The sequence below is a fragment of the Streptomyces sp. NPDC023481 genome, from assembly GCF_055560195.1.
The window spans coordinates 137314-155972 of record NZ_JBVHJE010000017.1 but is presented as its reverse complement, the minus strand read 5'-3'; the positions used below and the strand labels follow the sequence as shown (position 1 = coordinate 155972).

14 protein-coding genes are annotated in these 18659 nt (G+C 73.5%); 9 read left to right on the top strand and 5 right to left on the bottom strand.

The features are described from left to right. Nucleotides 1–323 precede the first annotated feature (323 nt). Together meaB and ACZ3ZD_RS29275 are read right to left on the bottom strand one after the other, a co-directional pair. On the bottom strand, nt 324–1280 hold the full coding sequence (gene meaB, locus ACZ3ZD_RS29280; protein WP_467403527.1) for a methylmalonyl Co-A mutase-associated GTPase MeaB: 957 nt from the start codon (nt 1278–1280) through the stop codon (nt 324–326). 51 nt (nt 1281–1331) lie between these two features. Next, nucleotides 1332–2531, bottom strand: coding sequence for an acetyl-CoA C-acetyltransferase (locus ACZ3ZD_RS29275; RefSeq protein WP_467403523.1), 1200 nt, complete (start codon nt 2529–2531; stop codon nt 1332–1334). 151 nt (nt 2532–2682) lie between these two features. On the opposite strand from ACZ3ZD_RS29275, the gene mce reads away from it, so the two are divergent. From mce to ACZ3ZD_RS29240, 7 genes are all read left to right on the top strand, one after another. After that, entirely contained in the window at nt 2683–3123 is a 441-nt protein-coding gene (mce, locus tag ACZ3ZD_RS29270) for a methylmalonyl-CoA epimerase (protein WP_467403521.1), read from the top strand. 206 nt (nt 3124–3329) lie between these two features. Further along, the gene (gene scy / locus ACZ3ZD_RS29265; protein ID WP_467403518.1) at nt 3330–7430 is read left to right on the top strand and encodes a polarized growth protein Scy; all 4101 of its coding nucleotides are present in this window, start codon (nt 3330–3332) and stop codon (nt 7428–7430) included. Nucleotides 7431–7617: 187 nt separating this feature from the next. Next, nucleotides 7618–8553: a cellulose-binding protein gene (locus ACZ3ZD_RS29260; RefSeq protein WP_467403516.1), complete on the top strand. Its 936-nt coding sequence runs from the start codon at nt 7618–7620 to the stop codon at nt 8551–8553. A 216-nt stretch (nt 8554–8769) separates the two neighbouring features. Next, complete coding sequence (locus ACZ3ZD_RS29255) at nt 8770–9723, top strand: ATP-binding cassette domain-containing protein (protein ID WP_467403511.1); 954 nt, start codon at nt 8770–8772, stop codon at nt 9721–9723. A 3-nt stretch (nt 9724–9726) separates the two neighbouring features. After that, complete coding sequence (locus tag ACZ3ZD_RS29250; protein ID WP_467403508.1) at nt 9727–10500, top strand: ABC transporter permease; 774 nt, start codon at nt 9727–9729, stop codon at nt 10498–10500. Nucleotides 10501–10631: 131 nt separating this feature from the next. Beyond that, the gene (locus ACZ3ZD_RS29245) at nt 10632–12062 is read left to right on the top strand and encodes an ABC transporter ATP-binding protein (RefSeq protein WP_467403504.1); all 1431 of its coding nucleotides are present in this window, start codon (nt 10632–10634) and stop codon (nt 12060–12062) included. Beyond that, nucleotides 12059–12943, top strand: a complete 885-nt coding sequence (locus ACZ3ZD_RS29240) for an ABC transporter permease (protein WP_467403500.1) — start codon at nt 12059–12061, stop codon at nt 12941–12943. The genes ACZ3ZD_RS29245 and ACZ3ZD_RS29240 overlap by 4 nt, the downstream gene beginning before the upstream one ends. 14 nt (nt 12944–12957) lie before the next feature. On the opposite strand, the gene ACZ3ZD_RS29235 is transcribed toward ACZ3ZD_RS29240, so the two are convergent. Continuing rightward, nucleotides 12958–13290, bottom strand: a complete 333-nt coding sequence (locus ACZ3ZD_RS29235; protein ID WP_467403497.1) for an ATP/GTP-binding protein — start codon at nt 13288–13290, stop codon at nt 12958–12960. Nucleotides 13291–13523: 233 nt separating this feature from the next. Here ACZ3ZD_RS29235 and ACZ3ZD_RS29230 point away from each other — a divergent pair, with 233 nt between their 5' ends. After that, complete coding sequence (locus ACZ3ZD_RS29230; RefSeq protein ID WP_467403494.1) at nt 13524–14552, top strand: LLM class flavin-dependent oxidoreductase; 1029 nt, start codon at nt 13524–13526, stop codon at nt 14550–14552. A gap of 119 nt (nt 14553–14671) precedes the next feature. On the opposite strand, the gene ACZ3ZD_RS29225 is transcribed toward ACZ3ZD_RS29230, so the two are convergent. Next, nucleotides 14672–15064, bottom strand: a complete 393-nt coding sequence (locus ACZ3ZD_RS29225) for an SCO5389 family protein (protein WP_467403492.1) — start codon at nt 15062–15064, stop codon at nt 14672–14674. A 275-nt stretch (nt 15065–15339) separates the two neighbouring features. Here ACZ3ZD_RS29225 and nucS point away from each other — a divergent pair, with 275 nt between their 5' ends. Beyond that, nucleotides 15340–16011, top strand: a complete 672-nt coding sequence (nucS, locus tag ACZ3ZD_RS29220) for an endonuclease NucS (RefSeq protein ID WP_467403489.1) — start codon at nt 15340–15342, stop codon at nt 16009–16011. Between the two features lie 21 nt (nt 16012–16032). Here the strand turns inward: nucS and ACZ3ZD_RS29215 are convergent, their stop codons facing one another. Further along, on the bottom strand, nt 16033–18600 hold the full coding sequence (locus ACZ3ZD_RS29215) for an ATP-binding protein (protein ID WP_467403486.1): 2568 nt from the start codon (nt 18598–18600) through the stop codon (nt 16033–16035). Nucleotides 18601–18659 lie beyond the last annotated feature (59 nt).

Here is an 18659-nt window from a genome sequence, read left to right as displayed (position 1 = left end):
TGTCACGTCCACGGTCGCCGCCCCCGGGGGGAAAAGGCGGCGAGCCCTCAGTCCTGCGTCAGGCCGATCCACCGGCGGTGATCCGCTCGGCCGGCGCGCTCGAACGGCGGTCGCCGCGCAGGCCGGCACCTGCGCTCACGCGGCACGGTGACGGCGATGGTCCCCAGCCCCGACGAGGGCCGGAGCACGTGCGGTCGCGCGGCGCGGTGACAGGGATGGTCCCCGCCCCCGACGAGGGGCCGGGGCGGTGGGGTCTCGCCGATGTGGGTGCGTGGTGGCGGCCCTGGGCTCCCGCTCCCGGTGAGGAGGCGGGCGGCGGGTTCTCAGGTCTGGGTCAGGCCCTCGACCAGTTCGTCCGCCGCGCGGTACGGGTCCAGTTCGCCGGCCGTGATGCGGTCGGCCAAGGCGCTCAGGCGGCGGTCGCCGCGCAGGTCGCCGATGCGCTCGCGCAGTGCGGTGACGGCGATGGTCTCCACCTCGTGGGCCGCGCGGGCCCTGCGGCGCTCGGCGAGGACGCCCCGCTCCTCCATCCAGGCCCGGTGCTTCTCCAGGGCCTCCACGACCTCGTCGACGCCCTCCGCGCGGGCCGCGACCGTCTTGACGATCGGGGGGCGCCAGTCCCCCGGGCCCCGGGCCTCGCCCAGGCCCAGCATGTGGTTCAGCTCCCGGGCGGTGGCGTCGGCGCCGTCCCGGTCGGCCTTGTTGACGACGTAGACGTCGCCGATCTCCAAAATCCCGGCCTTCGCCGCCTGGATGCCGTCGCCCATGCCGGGGGCCAGCAGCACCACGGAGGTGTCCGCCTGGGAGGCGATCTCGACCTCCGACTGGCCGACGCCGACCGTCTCCACGAGGATCACGTCGCAGCCCGCCGCGTCCAGCACCCGGATGGCCTGCGGGGCCGCCCAGGCGAGGCCGCCGAGGTGGCCGCGGGTCGCCATCGAGCGGATGTAGACACCGGGGTCGGACGCGTGGTCGGACATCCGGACCCGGTCGCCGAGCAGGGCGCCGCCGGAGAACGGCGACGAGGGGTCGACGGCCAGGACGCCGACCCGTTTGCCCTGCTTGCGGTACGCGGTGACGAGCGCGGAGGTGGACGTCGACTTACCGACGCCCGGTGAGCCCGTCAGACCGACCACGTAGGCGTTGCCGGTCAGCGGGGCCAGCGCCGCCATCACCTCCCTGAGCTGCGGGGACGCCCCCTCCACCAGGGAGATCAGCCGGGCCACGGCCCGCGGCCGGCCTTCCCTGGCCTGGGCCACCAGAGAGGAGACGTCCTGCATCACAGCTCCGTTCACTTCACCGACGTACCGCTGCACGAGACCGACCGGACCTCAGGCCCTCGGTACCCGCACGATCAGCGCGTCACCCTGGCCGCCACCGCCGCACAGCGCCGCCGCGCCGACACCCCCGCCGCGCCGCTTCAGCTCCAGCGCCAAGTGGAGCACGAGCCGGGCGCCGGACATGCCGATCGGGTGACCCAGGGCGATCGCACCACCGTTCACGTTCACCTTTTCGGTGGACACGCCGAGGTCCTTCATCGACTGCACGGCGACGGCGGCGAAGGCCTCGTTGATCTCGATGAGGTCCAGATCGGAGACGTCCAGGCCCTCCTTCTTCAGGGCGTGCCGGATGGCGTTGGACGGCTGGGACTGCAGGGAGTTGTCCGGCCCGGCCACGTTGCCGTGGGCGCCGATCTCCGCCAGCCACTCCAGGCCCAGCTCCTCGGCCTTGGCCTTGCTCATCACGACCACGGCCGCCGCGCCGTCGGAGATCTGCGAGGCGGAACCGGCCGTGATCGTGCCGTCCTTGGCGAAGGCCGGGCGCAGCTTGCCGAGGGACTCCGCGGTGGTGTCGCCGCGGATGCCCTCGTCCTTGCTGAACAGCACCGGCTCGCCCTTGCGCTGCGGGATCTCCACCGGGGTGATCTCGGCCTCGAACAGGCCGTTCTTCTGGGCGGCGGCGGCCCGCTGGTGGGACAGGGCGGCGATCTCGTCCTGCTCGGCGCGGCCGATGCCGAGGCGGGTGTTGTGCTTCTCGGTGGACTCGCCCATCGGGATGTTCTCCCACGGGTCGGTCAGGCCGTCGTAGGCCATCGCGTCGAGCATCTGGACCGCGCCGTACTTGAAGCCGTCGCGGGACTTGGGCAGCAGGTGCGGGGCGTTGGTCATGGACTCCTGGCCGCCCGCCACGACGATGTCGAACTCGCCGGCGCGGATCAGCTGGTCGGCGAGGGCGATCGCGTCGAGGCCGGACAGGCACACCTTGTTGACGGTGAGCGCCGGTACGTTCATCGGGATGCCGGCCTTGACCGCGGCCTGGCGGGCCGGGATCTGGCCCGCGCCGGCCTGGAGCACCTGGCCCATGATGACGTACTGCACCTGGTCGCCGCCGATCCCCGCACGGTCGAGGGCGGCCTTGATCGCGAAGCCGCCCAGGTCGGCTCCGGAGAAGGACTTGAGCGAGCCCAGCAGTCGCCCCATGGGCGTCCGGGCGCCCGCGACGATCACCGAGCTGGTCGTTCCAGAAGACATGAGGTGCGATCCCCTTCCAGCTGCGCTCGCAGCCGAGGAGTGAACGAGGGTTTACTTCGAATGTACTGAGCGGTTGGACATGGCGTCACCGGCCTGTCGGTGTGATCGCGCGCACGTTGCGTAACCACCCCGGGAGCGCTGCACTGAATCCATGCTGACGCGAATCGACCACATCGGGATCGCCTGCCACGACCTCGACACGACCGTCGAGTTCTATCGGGCCACGTACGGCTTCGAGGTGTTCCACACCGAGGTCAACGAGGAGCAGGGCGTGCGCGAGGCCATGCTGAGGATCAACGAGACCTCGGACGGCGGCGCCTCCTACCTCCAGCTGCTGGAACCGACCCGGGAGGACTCCGCGGTCGGCAAATGGCTGGCCAAGAACGGGGAGGGCGTCCACCACATCGCCTTCGGCACGGCGGACGTCGACACGGACTCCGAGGAGATCCGCGGCAAGGGCGTCCGGGTGCTCTACGACGAGCCACGACGCGGCTCCATGGGGTCGCGGATCACCTTCCTGCACCCCAAGGACTGCCATGGCGTTCTGACAGAACTGGTCACTTCGGCCCCTGTTGAGTCACCTGAGCACTGACCCCCGTACAAAGGGGCCGGTAGGGTTGGGGGCGGTCGTCCCCTCCACCGGGGCGGCCGCATGCCGGGGTCCGGGTTTCGGGGGACGAGCGTCGGGGCAGCAGCCCGTGCTCCGCCGTCTGTCTGACACCATTCCCCGGGGGCCCCGTTCGGCGGATGAACGGTGCTCGTTGGAGAAGCTGACCAGGGGACGGATGGGACCGCGCAGTGCGGGGCTACGAGAGCCAGGAGCGAGAGCCGGCGGCTGACGTCGACCACCTCTCTCGGTTCGAGGCCGAGATGAAGCGGCTGAGGACCGAGCGGGAGAAGGCGATCCAGCACGCCGAGGACCTCGGCTACCAGGTCGAGGTGCTGCGCGCCAAGCTGCACGAGGCGCGCCGCACCCTCATGACCCGGCCCGCCTACGACGCGGGTGACATCGGCTACCAGGCCGAGCAGTTGCTCCGCAACGCCCAGATGCAGGCCGAGCAGCTGCGCCAGGACGCCGAGCGGGAGTTGAGCCAGGCCCGCGCGCAGACCCAGCGCATCCTGCAGGAGCACGCCGAGCAGGCCGCCCGGCTCCAGGCCGAGCTGCACCAGGAGGCGGTGACCCGGCGCCAGCAGCTGGACCAGGAGCTGGCCGAGCGCAGGGCCACCGTCGAGTCGCACGTCAACGAGAACGTGGCCTGGGCCGAGCAGCTGCGGGCCCGCACCGAGCAGCAGGCCCGCCGGCTGCTGGAGGAGTCCCGCGCGGAGGCCGAGCAGGCGATGGCCACCGCCCGCGCGGAGGCCGAGCGGCTGACCCGGGAGGCCCGGGAGAGGCTGCAGAGCGACGCCGAGGCGGCGCGCGCGGAGGCCGAGCAGATCCTGCGCCGGGCCCGTACGGACGCCGAGCGGCTGCTGAACGCGGCCTCCACGCAGGCGCAGGAGGCCACCGAGCACGCCGAGCAGCTGCGTACGGCCACGGTCACCGAGTCGGACACGGCCCGCCGGCAGGCCGCCGAGCTGAGCCGGGCCGCCGAGGAGCGGATGACGGCGGCCGAGGAGGCGCTGCGCAAGGCGCAGGCCGAGGCCGAGAAGGTGGTCACGGAGGCGAAGGAGGCCGCCGCCAAGGCCCTCGCGACCGCCGAGACCGCCAACGAGACGCGTACCCGCACGGCCAAGGAGCAGGTGGCCCGGCTGGTGGAGGAGGCCACCAAGGAGGCCGAGAACACCCGGTCGGAGGCCGAGCAACTGGTCGCGGACGCCCGAGCCGAGGCCGAGAAGATCGTCGCCGAGGCCGCCGAGAAGGCCCGCTCGATCACCGCCGAGGAGACGGCCACCCAGCTGTCGAAGGCGGCGAGGACCGCCGAGGAGGTCCTCAACAAGGCCTCCGAGGACGCCCGGAAGACCACCAGGGCCGCCGCCGAGGAGGCCGAGCGGATCCGCTCGGAGGCCGAGACCGAGGCGGACCGGCTGCGCGCCGAGGCGCACGACATCGCCGCGCAGCTCAAGGGCGCGGCGAAGGACGACACCAAGGAGTACCGCGCCAAGACGGTCGAGCTGCAGGAGGAGGCCCGCCGGCTGCGGGGCGAGGCCGAGCAGCTGCGTGCCGACGCGGTCGCCGAGGGCGAGTCGATCCGTGCCGAGGCCCGCCGGGAGGCGGTGACGCAGATCGAGGAGGCGGCCAGGTCCGCCGAGGAGCTGCTGGCCAAGGCCAAGGCGGACGCCGACGAGATGCGCAAGAGCGCGACCGGCGACAGCGAGAAGGTCCGCACCGAGGCCATCGAGCGGGCCACCGCGCTGCGCCGGCAGGCCGAGGAGACCCTGGAGCGCACCCGCAAGGAGGCCGAGCGGCTGCGCGCGGAGGCCGCCGAGCAGGCCGAGAAGGCCGGGGCGGACGCCGAGAAGGCCGCGCGGGAGCTGCGCGAGGAGACCGAGAGGGCCGTCGAGGCCCGCCGTGCGGAGGCCGCCGAGGAGCTGGCGCGGCTCCAGACGGAGGCGCAGGAGCGGCTCGCGTCGGCCGAGCAGGCGCTGACCGACGCCCGGGAGGAGGCGGCCCGGATCCGCCGGGAGGCCGCCGAGGAGGCCGAGCGGCTGCGCACGGAGGCCGCCGAGCGTATCCGGACGCTCCAGCAGCAGGCCGAGACCGAGGCCGAGCGGCTGCGGGACGAGGCCGCGTCCGATGCGTCCGCGTCCCGCGCCGAGGGCGAGGCCGTCGCCGTACGGCTGCGGTCCGAGGCCGCCGCCGAGGCCGAGCGGCTGAAGGCGGAGGCCCAGGACACCGCCGACCGGGTGCGTGCCGAGGCGCAGGCCGCCGCCGAGCGGCTGGGCACCGAGGCGTCCGAGACGCTGGCCGCCGCGCAGGAGGAGGCCGCCCGGCGCCGCCGCGAGGCCGAGGAACTCCTCGGCTCCGCCCGCGAGGAAGCCGACCAGGAGCGGCAGCGGGCCCGCGAGCAGAGCGAGGAGCTGCTGGCGTCCGCCCGCAAGCGGGTGGAGGAGGCGCAGGCCGAGGCCACCCGGCTGGTGGAGGAGGCCGACCGGCGGGCCACGGAGATGGTGTCCGCCGCCGAGCAGCACGCGCAGCAGGTGCGGGACTCCGTCGCGGGGCTGCACGAGCAGGCGCAGGAGGAGATCACCGGGCTGCGTTCGGCCGCCGAGCACGCGGCGGACCGTACCCGCCGGGAGGCCGAGGAGGAGGCGGACCGGGTCCGCGCCGACGCCTACGCCGAGCGGGAGCGGGCGAGCGAGGACGCCTCCCGGCTCCGGCGCGAGGCGAGCGAGGAGTCGGAGGCCGCCAAGGCACTGGCCGAGCGGACGATGACGGAGGCGATCGCCGAGGCCGAGCGGCTGCGCGCGGACGCGGGCGAGTACGCCCAGCGGGTGCGCACCGAGGCGTCGGACGCGCTCGCCGAGGCCGACCAGGCGGCCGCTCGTACCCGGGCGGACGCCCGCGAGGACGCCAACCGCATCCGTTCCGACGCGGCCACCCAGGCCGACACTCTCATCACCGAGGCCCGTCACGAGGCCGAACGGCTCCAGAACGACACCGTCGCCGAGGCCGACCGGGTCCGCGCCGAGGCGCTGGCCGAGGCCGAGCAGCTGCAGGCGGAGACGGCCGCCGAGGCCGAGCGGATCCGCACGGAGGCGTCGCAGACGCTCACCGAGGCCACCGAGGCGGCGGCCCGGGCCCGGGCGGACGCCCGCGAGGACGCCAACCGCATCCGTTCCGACGCCGCCACCCAGGCCGACACCCTCATCACCGAGGCCCGTCACGAGGCCGAACGGCTCCAGAACGACACCGTCGCCGAGGCCGACCGGGTCCGCGCCGAGGCGCTGGCCGAGGCCGAGCAGTTGCTCGGGGAGGCCACCGAGGAGGCCGAGCGGCTGCGCGCCGAGGCCGCCGAGACGGTCGGTTCGGCGCAGGCGCACGCGGAGCGGCTGCGGGCCGAGGCGGACCGGACGAGGGCGGACGCGGAGGCGGCGGCCGAACGGCTCGTCAACTCCGCGCGGGAGCAGGCCGAGCGGACCCTGGACGAGGCGCGCCAGGAGGCCAACAAGCGGCGTTCGGAGGCGGCCGAGCAGGTCGACAAGCTCATCACGGAGACCACGGCCGAGGCCGACAAGCTGCTCGCCGAGGCGCAGCAGCAGGCGTTGAAGGCCACCGCGGACGCCGAGTCGCAGGCCGACACGATGGTCGGTGCGGCCCGCAGCGAGGCCGACCGGATCGTCTCCGAGGCGACCATCGAGGGCAACTCGCTGGTGGAGAAGGCCCGTACGGACGCGGACGAGCTGCTGGTCGGCGCCCGCCGGGACGCCACCGCGATCCGGCAGCGCGCGGAGGAGCTGCGCGACCGCATCACCGGCGAGATCGAGGAGCTGCACGAGCGGGCCCGCCGTGAGGCCGCCGAGACGATGAAGTCCACCGGCGACCGCTGCGACGCGCTCATCAAGGCCGCCGAGGAGCAGCTGGCGAAGGCCGAGGCCAAGGCCAAGGAGCTGGTGTCGGACGCGGACTCCGAGGCGGGCAAGGTGCGGATCGCCGCGGTGAAGAAGGCGGAGGGGCTGCTCAAGGAGGCCGAGCAGAAGAAGGCCCGCCTGGTCAAGGAGGCCGAGGAGCTGAAGGCGGAGGCCATCCGCGAGGCCCGGCGCACGGTCGAGGAGGGCAAGCGGGAGCTGGAGGTCCTGATGCGCCGGCGCGAGGACATCAACGCCGAGATCTCGCGTGTGCAGGACGTCCTGGAGGCGTTGGAGTCCTTCGAGGCGCCCACGTCCGGCAAGGACAACGGGGTCAAGGCGGGCGCCACGGTGGGTGCCCCCCGTTCGGGTGGTAAGTCGCCGGAAAGCTAGCGCGGGAGGTGCGTTCGGGTGTCTTCTGGGTGCTTTGCCCTGCTCGTCAGCAAGCCATGTGACGGTCAGCCACCCGAAAGAGGTGCCATTCTCCAGACCAAAACCGTATCCGCTCGATGACACACCGCTTCGGCCCCTAGGATTCCCCCTATCACCTCACTCACCGGTCTCATTCGACAGGAACCCCATGAGCGACACTTCCCCCTACGGCTTCGAGCTTGTGCGGCGTGGGTACGACCGCGCTCAGGTGGACGAACGTATCTCCAAGCTCGTCTCCGACCGTGACAGCGCTCTCGCCCGCATCACCGCTCTGGAAAAGCGCATCGAGGAGCTGCACCTCGAAACGCAGAACGCCCAGGCGCAGATCACCGACGCCGAGCCGTCGTACGCGGGTCTCGGCGCGCGGGTCGAGAAGATCCTGCGCCTGGCCGAGGAAGAGGCAAAGGAGCTGCGTGAGGAGGCCCGGCGGGCGGCCGAGCAGCACCGCGACCTCGCCGAGTCGGCGGCCCAGCAGGTCCGCAACGACGCCGAGTCGTACGCGGCCGAGCGCAAGTCCAAGGCCGAGGACGAGGGCGTCCGGATCGTCGAGAAGGCCAAGGCCGACGCGACCCAGCTGCGTGCCGAGGCGCAGAAGGACGCGCAGTCCAAGCGCGAGGAGGCGGACGCCCTCTTCGAGGAGACCCGCGCCAAGGCCGCGCAGGCCGCCGCGGACTTCGAGACCAACCTGGCCAAGCGCCGCGAGCAGTCCGAGCGCGACCTGGCCTCCCGTCAGCAGAAGGCGGAGAAGCGGCTCGCGGAGATCGAGCACCGCGCCGAGCAGCTGCGCCTGGAGGCGGAGAAGCTGCGCACCGACGCCGAGCGCCGGGCCCGCCAGACGGTGGAGACCGCCCAGCGGCAGGCCGAGGACATCGTGGCGGACGCCAACGCCAAGGCCGACCGGATCCGTTCGGAGTCCGAGCGGGAGCTGGCGGCGCTCACCAACCGCCGCGACAGCATCAACGCCCAGCTGACGAACGTCCGCGAGATGCTCGCCACGCTGACCGGTGCCGCCGTTGCCGCGGCCGGCACGTCCACCGACGACGAGCCGATGTCCCGGGGCGTTCCGGCGCAGCAGTCCCGGTAGGCCGGGCAGGCGTACGACGCTCGAAGGGGCGGTGGGCAGGGTCCCGCCGCCCCTTCGCCGTCCGCTCCCGCCGCGCCTCCGCCGTCCGCTCCCGCCGCGCCTCCGCCGTCCGGCCTCCGTCGCCGGCGCGGGCCTTGGGCCGTAGGGCAAGGACGTGGGACCACCCTGCGGCCGCTTCGAGTGGCAGGCGTCCGGAGCCCGTCCTAGCGTGGCCGCATGATCGAGCTTGAGGGGCTGACCAAGCGGTACGGCGACAAGGTGGCGGTCGACGATCTCACCTTCACCGTCCGGCCGGGTGTCGTGACGGGGTTCCTGGGGCCCAACGGGGCCGGGAAGTCCACCACCATGCGGATGATCCTCGGGCTCGACCACCCCACGGCCGGCGACGTCCGCATCGACGGTACGCGGTACGACCGACTCAAGGACCCGCTGACGTGCATCGGCGCCCTGCTGGACGCCAAGGCCGTGCACGGCGGCCGGAGCGCCTACCACCACCTGCTCTGCCTCGCCCAGAGCAACGGCATCCCGGGCAGCCGGGTGGACGAGGTGCTCCAGACCGTGGGGCTCACCGCCGTGGCCCGCAAGAAGGCCAAGGGGTTCTCGTACGGCATGGGGCAGCGGCTCGGGATCGCCGCCGCGCTGCTCGGCGACCCGCGGATCGTGATGTTCGACGAGCCGGTGAACGGTCTGGACCCGGAGGGCATCCACTGGATCCGGAACCTGATGAAGTCGCTGGCCGAGCAGGGCCGGACGGTGTTCGTGTCCAGTCACCTGATGAGCGAGATGGCGCTGACCGCCGATCACCTGGTGGTCATCGGGCGGGGCCGGCTGCTCGCGGACACCTCGATGGCCGACTTCATCCAGGCGAACTCGCGGACGTACGTGCGCATCCGCTCCCCGCAGCGCGAGCGGCTGCTCGACGTGCTGCACCAGGCGGGGATCACCGTCGTGGAGGCGGGCGGCGGGGCACTGGAGGTGGCCGGCGACAAGGCCGGGCAGATCGGGGAACTGGCCGCGCGCAACGGGCTCGTGCTGCACGAACTGAGCCCGCAGCAGGCCTCGCTGGAGGAGGCGTTCATGCAGCTGACGGCCCAGACCGTGGAGTACCACGCGCACGCCGGGCCGGCCGCGGCCGAGCCGGGCTGGGGCGCCGGCTGGAAGGAGTCCTGAGCCATGGCGGCCGTACAGGTCATCCGGTCCGAGTGGACCAAGATCCGGACGGTGGCGTCCACGGTGTGGACGCTGTCGCTCGCCGTGGTGGTCACCGTCGCCCTCGGGGCGCTGATCTCCGCGCTGACGAACCACCAGTACGCGAACATGCCCGCCCGGGAGCGGCTCTCCTTCGACCCCACGGTGATCAGCTTCGCGGGCATGACCCTCGGCCAGCTCGCGATGATCGTGTTCGGGGTGCTGGTCGTGTCCAACGAGTACAGCACCGGCATGATCCGGGTCTCCCTGGCCGCCGTACCGCGCCGCGGCACCTTCCTGTTCTGCAAGGTCGCGGTGGCGGCGGCGCTCGCGCTCGCCGTCGGCATGGTGACGAGCTTCGCCGCGTTCTTCCTCGGCCAGGCGATGCTCGGCTCCCACCGGGCCGCCATCGGCGATCCCGGTGTGCTGCGCGCGGTGTGCGGCGGCGGGCTGTACATGACGCTGATCGCGGTGTTCTCCATGGGCGTCGCCGCGATGCTGCGCTCGCCGATGCTGTCCCTCGGCATCCTGATGCCGTTCTTCTTCCTGATCTCCAACATCCTCGGCAACGTCGACGCCACCAAGAAGATCGGCCAGTACCTGCCCGACCAGGCCGGCAAGCGGATCATGCAGGTGGTCCCCCGACTGGGCGACGACACGCCGTACGGGCCCTGGACCGGGCTCGGGATCATGGCACTGTGGGTGCTCGCCGCGCTGGCGGGCGGCTACGTCCTCCTCAGGCGCCGGGACGCCCAGTAGCACCGGCGGTCACGTCACACCGCGCTCCGGTCTTTACCCGCTCTTGGGCGGAACCGTCAGCGCCCCGATATCCTCCTAACCCTTACGGGGGCGTGTGCCCCGCTGTCCTGAACCTCTGATGGGTGCGGAGCATGATCGAGGCTGTCGGCCTGACCAAGCGCTACGGCGACAAGACCGCCGTGTACAACCTTTCCTTCCAGGTGCGGCCGGGAGCCGTCACCGGTTTCCTCGGGCCGAACGGCTCGGGCAAGTCCACGACGATGCGGATGATCCTCGGGCTGGACAACCCCACGTCCGGGTCGGTCACCATCGGCGGCTACCCGTACCAAAAGCTCCCCAACGCCCCCCGGCAGGTCGGCGCGCTGCTCGACGCCAAGGCCGTGCACGGCGGCCGGAGCGCCCGCAACCACCTGCTGAGCCTCGCCCAGATGTCGGGCATCCCGGCCCGCCGCGTGGACGAGGTGCTCGGCGTGGTCGGCCTCCAGGGCGTGGCCAAGAAGCGCTCCAAGGGCTTCTCGCTCGGCATGGGCCAGCGCCTCGGCATCGCCGCCGCGCTGCTCGGCGACCCCCAGGTGCTGCTCTTCGACGAGCCGGTCAACGGCCTCGACCCCGAGGGCATCCTCTGGGTCCGCAACCTGATGAAGGCGCTCGCGGCCGAGGGCCGGACGGTCTTCGTCTCCTCCCACCTGATGAGCGAGATGGCGCTGACCGCCGACCACCTCATCGTGATCGGGCGCGGCCAGCTGCTCGCCGACATGAGCGTGACGGCCTTCATCTCGGCCAACTCCGCCGACTTCGCGCGCGTGCGCACCCCGGACACCGAGCCGCAGCTGCGCGAGAAGCTTTCCTCCGCGCTCACCGAGGCGGGCGGCCACGTGCTGCCCGAGCAGGACGGCGCGCTGCGGGTCACGGGGCTGCCACTGCCCCGCATCAGCGACCTCGCGCACGAGGCGGACGTCCGGCTGTGGGAGCTGTCCCCGCACCAGGCCTCGCTGGAGGAGGCGTACATGCGGCTGACGCAGGGCGCCGTGGACTACCGCTCCACCGTCGACCAGAAGGCGGGCCTCCAGCAGCCCCTCCCGCCCGGCGCCCAGCCCCCCGTCCCGGTCCCCGGCCAGGGCCAGCCCGGCTGGTACGCCCCGCCGCCACCGCAGCAGCAGTCGGGGGCGGTGTACGGCGGCGCGCCGGGCGCGGGCAACCCGTACGCCCAGCCGACCGCGCAGGCCCAGGCCGCGGCTCCGGGGGCGGGCAACCCGTACGCCCAGCCGACCGCGCAGGCCCAGGCCGCGGCTCCGGGGGCGGGCAACCCGTACGCCCAGCCGACCGCGCAGGCCCCGCAGCCCGCCGCCCCGGCCGCCCAGCCCTCCGCCCAGCCCGCGCAGGCCCCGTCGGCCGCCGCCGCCCCGCAGGCCCAGCCGCCGGTCCTGAGCAAGGAGACACCGCCGGCCCCGCAGGCACCCGCGGCGCCGCCCGCCCCCGCCTCTCCCCCGGCCCCGGCGGCCGCCGCCTCCGCGCCCGCCTCCGACTCCGCCGACCCGATCCAGACCGAGGACGCCCGATGAGCACCCACCAGCCCCCGATGCCGCAGGCTCCGGCCGCCGCGCCCGACTGGCAGGCGGCGCCCGGCGGGCCGTACCCCGGCTACACCTCGCCCATCCCGGTCGTGCGCACCCACCTCGGGCACGCGCTGGCCTCCGAGTGGACGAAGATCAGGTCGGTGCGCTCCACGATGTGGACGCTCGGCGTGTTCATCGTGCTCGTCGTCGGCATCGGCCTGCTGGCCGGCGCCGTGATCGAGGCCAACTCCGACTCTGAAAGCCTGTCCGGCGAGAACCCGCTGTCGTTCGGCTTCTTCGGCCTGCTCGTCGGCAGCATCTGCGTCATCACGCTCGGCGTGCTGACCACCGCCTCGGAGTACGGCACCGGCCTGATCCGTACGACGATGACCGCGTGCCCCAGCCGGGCCCGGGTGCTCGCCGCCAAGTCGATCGTGTTCTTCGCCGTCGCCTTCGCCGTCACCCTGGTCACCGCCACGTTCGTGGCCCTGGTCCAGGCGTCCATGCTGGAGAACACCGGCGCGCGCACCCCGTCCGGCGGGGAGTGGTTCAAGGCCACTGTCGGTGTCAGCCTCTACATGGCGCTGCTGGGCCTGGTCTCGCTGCTGATCGGCTCGGTGATCCGGCACTCCGCGGGCGCGATCACCATCATGATCGGCGTGGTCCTGGCGCCGCTGGTGCTCGCGATGTTCATGGCCACGCAGTCGCTCGAGAAGCTGCGCACGTGGCTGTTCGAGTACTCGATCCCGAACCAGCTGAGCGTCTTCTACTCCACCTCCCTGGGCCGGTCGGGGCCGTCCGGCTGGGACCCGCTGTGGATCATGCTCGTGGTGACGGCGGCGGTGTACGCGGGCGCGTACTCGCTGCTGCGGACCCGGGACGTGTGAGGGAGGGCCCGGACTCAGAACCTCGGCGCGTTACGGGACCGCTGCACCCGCGTGGTGCGGCGGTCCTTCGCGTTCCAGCAGGCCTTGTGCCAGTGCCGGCGGTCGTCGACGCCCGAGTGCTCCGGCCAGGCCACCACGTGCGGGACGCCGGAGGGGATCAGCTGGTCGCAGCCCGGGCAGCGGTAGGTCTTGCCCTCCGCGCTGGCCCCGGCGACATGCCGCACGCTCCAGTCGTCGCCCTGCCAGCTCTCGGTGGACTGCCAGCCGCCGTACCGGCCGGCGCGGTCGCCCTCGGCGCTCCGGTCCGGTGATCCGGCTGTCTTCGGTCGGTTGCGACGCGGGGACACGGGACACCTCTCGGGGCTATACAGGGAGCACGGGCTCCGTCCAGCCTACGCGTCGCCGCGGGGGGTACGTGTGGGGTACGCGTAGGGAACCAACCCGTACAAGTCCCCCTCCAGGGCGACCCATTCTGCAGACAATCCGCCAATCTCTCCGCCAGGCCGTGTCCTGGGCACGTGTCAGACGGTTATGCCGGGTGGGGGAGCTCCCGTCGGAGCCGAGGAAGAGCAGGAACGCGATGTACGTAGGAAGTTTTGTGCTGGCGGCCCAGTTCCCGGGCCAGGGCCCCGGGGAGGCCCTGCACCGGGCGGTCCGCGCGGCCGAGGTCTCCGAGCAGTCCGGGCTGGACGCGGTGTGGCTCGCCGAGCACCACTTCGTGCCCTACGGCACCTGCCCGTCCGCGGTGACCCTGGCCGCGCTGCTGCTCGGCCGCACCCACCGCATCCGGGTCGGCACGGCGGTCAGCGTACTGCCCACGGCCCACCCGGTCGCCCTGGGCGAGCAGGCCGCACTGCTCCACCACACCAGCGGGGGGCGGTTCTCGCTGGGCGTCGGACGCGGCGGCCCCTGGGTCGACCTGGAGGTCTTCGGCGCGGGCCTGGGTGCGTACGAACACGGGTTCCCGGAGTCCCTCGATCTGCTGCTGCGCTGGCTGAGCGAGCCGTCCGTGGCCGCCTCCGGCGAGCGGTTCTCGTTCCGCGAGGTGCCGGTCGTGCCCCGCCCCTCCGAGGCCCTGGTCGAGACCCCCGGCCCGGAGGTCGTCCTCGCCTGCACCTCGCCGGCGAGCGTACGGCTGGCTGCCGAGCGCGGGCTGCCGATGCTGCTCGGCATGCACGTCGGGGACGAGGAGAAGGCCGAGATGGTCGCCCTGTGGCGGCGCTGCGCCCGCGCGGCGGGCCGGCCGGCCGAGGAGATCGCGGACGCCGCCCATGTCTCGGCCGGGGTCTGCCAGCTCGCCGACCGGCGCACGGACGCCGTCGAGACGCTGACGAAGGCGATGCCGGGCTGGCTGAAAGAGGGCCTCGCGGCCCATGTGACGGTGGACGGACGGGCGCGCACGATGCGCGACCCGCACGCCTATACCGAACTGCTCTGCGGGCTGCACCCGGTGGGCACCCCGCGGCTCGCGGCCGACCGGCTCGCGGCCACCTCGGAGCGCACCGGCATCTCCCGCTTCGCCCTCCTGGTGGAGGGCTCGGGCGACCTCGCGGCCACCGAGGAGAACCTGCGGCGCCTGGGCGCCGAGGTGCTGCCCCAGCTGCGCTGACCCGCGGGCTCCCCCGCGGGGGCGCCGCCCGGGCCTCGCCGCCCCGGTACCGCGTGCACCTCCCAGGGGTGGGGCGGCAAGCCGTCGGCTCTCCGCCCCGGCCGTGCCGAGACCGCGCGTCAGCAGTCCCGAAGCTCCGGCGACTGGTTCAGCAACTGGCTGCGCACCGACGTGAAGCGGGCCAACGTCTCGTCCACCGCGTCGTCCAGCGGGAACACCGCCACGCGGTGGCAGTTCTGGAAGGCCAGCCGCACACCGAAGTGCCGCTGCAGCGCGCCGCGTATCGCGTCACTCGCCAGCGCACGCAGCAGCTGACCGCGTGCCTGCTCGTCCGGCGGGGGCGTCTGGTTGTCGGCGAAGGGTCCGCCGTCCACCTTCAGCTGGGCCACCAGGGAGCTGATCATCTCCCATGCGTAGGGCAGGGAGGTCCGGACGCAGTCGACGAATGCTGCTTCGTCGACCTCGCCTCGCTCGGCCTGTTCGAGTAGGGCCGGTGAGACGTCGAGCGACATGGGTTCTCCTCTCGCACCCCCGAAAGCGCAGGGGTTGCCGGACAGATAGGGGAGTTCGCGATTTCGAACACGCTCGGTACATGGACCGCAACCTCCCGCACCTACGGTAGGCAACCGTAGGTGACCACACCAGCAGAATGCGTATATGGAACGGTCCCGTTACGCCCACAATCGGCCAGGGATGAACAAGAGTTTCCAGGGACAAATGGGGTGATCCACGGGAGCCGGGCGGGCGGATCGCGAGCACCCGGGGGCGTCGAGTAGCGTTGCCGACCATGCGTCTCGTCATTGCCCGGTGCTCGGTCGACTACGCCGGCCGGCTCACCGCCCACCTGCCCTCGGCACCGCGTCTGATCCTGGTCAAGGCGGACGGCAGCGTCTCCGTACACGCCGACGACCGGGCCTACAAGCCGCTCAACTGGATGTCACCGCCCTGCACGCTGAAGGAGGGGACGGGCGAGGACGCGGGCGTGTGGACGGTCGTCAACAAGGCGGGCGAGAAACTGATCATCACGATGGAGGAGATCCTCCACGACTCCTCGCACGAACTCGGCGTGGACCCGGGCCTGATCAAGGACGGCGTGGAAGCGCACCTCCAGGAACTCCTGGCCGACCGCATCGAGACGCTGGGCGAGGGCTACACCCTCATCCGCCGCGAGTACATGACCGCGATCGGCCCCGTGGACATCCTGTGCCGGGACGCCGACGGGGGGACGGTCGCGGTCGAGATCAAGCGCCGGGGCGAGATCGACGGCGTCGAGCAGCTCACGCGCTACCTCGAACTCCTCAACCGCGACCCGCACCTCGCACCGGTCCGCGGTGTCTTCGCCGCCCAGGAGATCAAGCCCCAGGCCCGCGTCCTCGCCACCGACCGCGGCATCAACTGCCAGATCCTGGACTACGACGCCCTGCGCGGCATCGAGGACGACAAGCTCCGCCTGTTCTGACCCCCCGCCCCGGGGCCGGCGTCACGCCGCCGTGCCGGTCGCGTCCGGGGCGCTCTGCGACGCCGACGCGCCGCTCGACGTACCCCCGGCGGAGCCGTCCGCACCACCCGCGGTCGTCCCGCCGGCCCCGCCGGTGTCACCGGTGCCGCCGCCCGTGGCGTCCCCCGAACCGCCGTTCGTGGTGCCGCCGTTCGTCGTGCCGCCGTTCGTCGTGCCGCCGTTCGTGGTGCCACCGTTCGTCGTGCTTCCCGAGGAGCCTCCGGTGGTGCCGCCGCCCGTCGTGCCGGTCGTGCCGCCGGTTCCGCTGCCGCCCGAAGTCGTACCCCCGGTCGACGTACCACCGCCACCGGTCGTCGTGCCGCCCGTCGAGGGCCTGCCCGACGAGCCGCTCGGCTTGGGCGACTTGGACGGGGAGCCGGAGGGCGACGTGCCGGAGGGGGACGGCTCGGCGCTCTGGGACGGCCCGGGGGTACGGGCCGGCGGGACGGGGTCGTGGGCCGTGCCGTAGGCACCGTCGGGCCCCGGTGACGTGGGACGGACGCCGACGTCGCCGGTGTCGGCCGGGGCCTCGCTCATGCCGCCGTCGGTCAGGCCCTGGGTCGCGGACGGGTTGGCGTCGACCTTGCCGGCCGGGTTCCGCCCGGTGTCGTCGGGGGACGTCATGCCGAGCGCGACGACCGTGCCGAGCACGGCGGCGAGCAGCGCGCCGGAACCGGCCGCCACGACGTTGCGCCGGGCGAGCCGCCGCAGGCCGCCGCTCTGCGCCGCCGGCCGCGGGAGCCGCCGGGTGACCAGGGTGTCCCCGGCGGGGCCCAAGGGCGTGGGCGTCGGCTCCGCGGGACGCGGCTGCGCCGGTTCCTCCCCCGCCGGGAGCGCCGGCGGGCCGGGCACCTCCCCGGACCGGTCGGCGAGCAGGGCCAGCGCGCGGCGGCCGGCCACCGCGCCCCGCTTGTCGGCGAGGGCGCCGCGCAGCCCACCGGAGGCCTCCAACTCGGCGCGGGCCCGGTCGAACTGTCCGGTGCAGAGCGCGAGGATGCCCAACTCGTGGTGGAAATAGGCTTGTTCAGTGACGTCTCCGGCGAGCCGGGAGGCCTCCGCGCCGGACCGCAGGGCGCGTTCCCAGGCGCTCCAGTGCAGTCCGGCGGCGAAGGCGGGCGCGGCCGTACGGGCCAGCGGCAGGGCGCCGCTCTCCTCGCCCTCCTCGGGCGGGCACGTGCGCGGTACGACGGCGGCGAGCGCGGCCAGCACCGCGTCGGCCTCCGCGCAGACCCGTTCCGGGGTGACCGAGGGATGGCCGGCCCACCAGGCGTAGTGCCGGGCGGCGGTGCGGGCGTGCTCGACGGCGTCGGCGGCGTATCCGGCGGCCTCCAGCTGGGTCTTCACACCGGCCGCGAGCCGGTAGCGGGAGCCGACCGGGGAGACCAGGCCGCACGCGGCCAGCTCGCCGAGCGCGGCGTCCGCGTGGGTGTCGCCGACCAGCGCGGGCAGGTGCGCCTGGTGGGGTATCTCGCCGCCGAGGGCGACCGCGAAGCGGAGGGCGGAGCGGGCGGAGGGGCCGAGCCGGGAGGCGAGCAGCGGGGCGGGGGCCGCGGCCTCGCCGAGGGAGGGCAGCGCGGCCGGGTCCTCCAGGTCCACCGGTACGTCCACCGGCGGGCGTACGTCCGCGAAGACGCCGTACTCGTCCACCGCGCCGGTGCCGGCCCGCAGCTCGTCGCGCTGCCGGAGCAGGGCGCCGGCCTGGACGAACCGCAGGGGGAGCCCCTCGGACTCGAACCACAGGTCGCCGGCCCAGTTGGCCTCCTCCTCGGTGAGCACCCGGCCGATGGTCCGCTCCAGGATCTCCACGCCGGCGGCGCGGTCGAGGCCGGCGAGGAAGACCTCCTCCACCTCGGACTCGGCGGAGGGCGCGGGCACGTCGGGGGTGGCGCCGAACAGGAACGCGCACTCGGGGGTGGCGTCGAGCAGTTCCTCCAGGGCGGCGCCGCCGAACTCCAGGTCGTCCAGGACGACGACGGCGCCTATCTCCTGGACGTGGGCGAGGAGCTCCGCCGGGTCGGGGCGGTGGCCGGGGGCGTCGTAGACGGCGTGGAACAGGTCGTGCAGGAGGTCGCCGGCCGTGCGGTGGAAGCCACTGAGGCGGACCACGCCGTCCGGGGCGAGGTCGAGGCAGTCCTCGGCGACCAGGTCGAGCAGGGCGGTGCGGCCGGAGCCGGCCGGTCCGGTGAGACGGACGGAGCGGCCGCGGGACAGCAGGCGGACCAGGCGTTCGCGTTCGTCCTGGCGTTCCAGCAGGGAGAGCGCCGGCTGGGCGGGGCCGGGCGGTACGGGTGGGCGCGCGGCGCGTTCGGTCTCGGCGCGTTCGGCGGCGGTGCGCCTGCGGGGCGGGCCGGGCCGCCGGGAGGGCGGGCAGGGCTCTATCTCGCTGCCGTCGACCGGGTTGACGGTCAGCTGGAGGTCGCCGGAGACGAGCTGGGCCATGCGGGCGGGTGCGGCCGTACCCGGGGCGAAGTCGGCGGTGAGGGGGTCCCGGGGCGGGCGGCGGCTGTGCGCCTGACCGTGCTCCTCGGGTCCCTGGTCGATCGGGTCCATGGGTTCGTGCCCCCCAAAAGCGTCGTGTGCTCGCGTTCCGGCCCCTCCCGGCCTTGTCG

What these genes read in the sequence shown, in the direction of transcription:
- meaB (WP_467403527.1), bottom strand. Translation starts at nt 1,280, where the DNA reads ATGCAGGACGTCTCCTCTCTGGTGGCCCAGGCCAGGGAAGGCCGGCCG.
- ACZ3ZD_RS29275 (WP_467403523.1), bottom strand. Translation starts at nt 2,531, where the DNA reads ATGTCTTCTGGAACGACCAGCTCGGTGATCGTCGCGGGCGCCCGGACG.
- mce (WP_467403521.1), top strand. Translation starts at nt 2,683, where the DNA reads ATGCTGACGCGAATCGACCACATCGGGATCGCCTGCCACGACCTCGAC.
- ACZ3ZD_RS29260 (WP_467403516.1), top strand. Translation starts at nt 7,618, where the DNA reads ATGAGCGACACTTCCCCCTACGGCTTCGAGCTTGTGCGGCGTGGGTAC.
- ACZ3ZD_RS29255 (WP_467403511.1), top strand. Translation starts at nt 8,770, where the DNA reads ATGATCGAGCTTGAGGGGCTGACCAAGCGGTACGGCGACAAGGTGGCG.
- ACZ3ZD_RS29250 (WP_467403508.1), top strand. Translation starts at nt 9,727, where the DNA reads ATGGCGGCCGTACAGGTCATCCGGTCCGAGTGGACCAAGATCCGGACG.
- ACZ3ZD_RS29245 (WP_467403504.1), top strand. Translation starts at nt 10,632, where the DNA reads ATGATCGAGGCTGTCGGCCTGACCAAGCGCTACGGCGACAAGACCGCC.
- ACZ3ZD_RS29240 (WP_467403500.1), top strand. Translation starts at nt 12,059, where the DNA reads ATGAGCACCCACCAGCCCCCGATGCCGCAGGCTCCGGCCGCCGCGCCC.
- ACZ3ZD_RS29230 (WP_467403494.1), top strand. Translation starts at nt 13,524, where the DNA reads ATGTACGTAGGAAGTTTTGTGCTGGCGGCCCAGTTCCCGGGCCAGGGC.
- ACZ3ZD_RS29225 (WP_467403492.1), bottom strand. Translation starts at nt 15,064, where the DNA reads ATGTCGCTCGACGTCTCACCGGCCCTACTCGAACAGGCCGAGCGAGGC.
- nucS (WP_467403489.1), top strand. Translation starts at nt 15,340, where the DNA reads ATGCGTCTCGTCATTGCCCGGTGCTCGGTCGACTACGCCGGCCGGCTC.
- ACZ3ZD_RS29215 (WP_467403486.1), bottom strand. Translation starts at nt 18,600, where the DNA reads ATGGACCCGATCGACCAGGGACCCGAGGAGCACGGTCAGGCGCACAGC.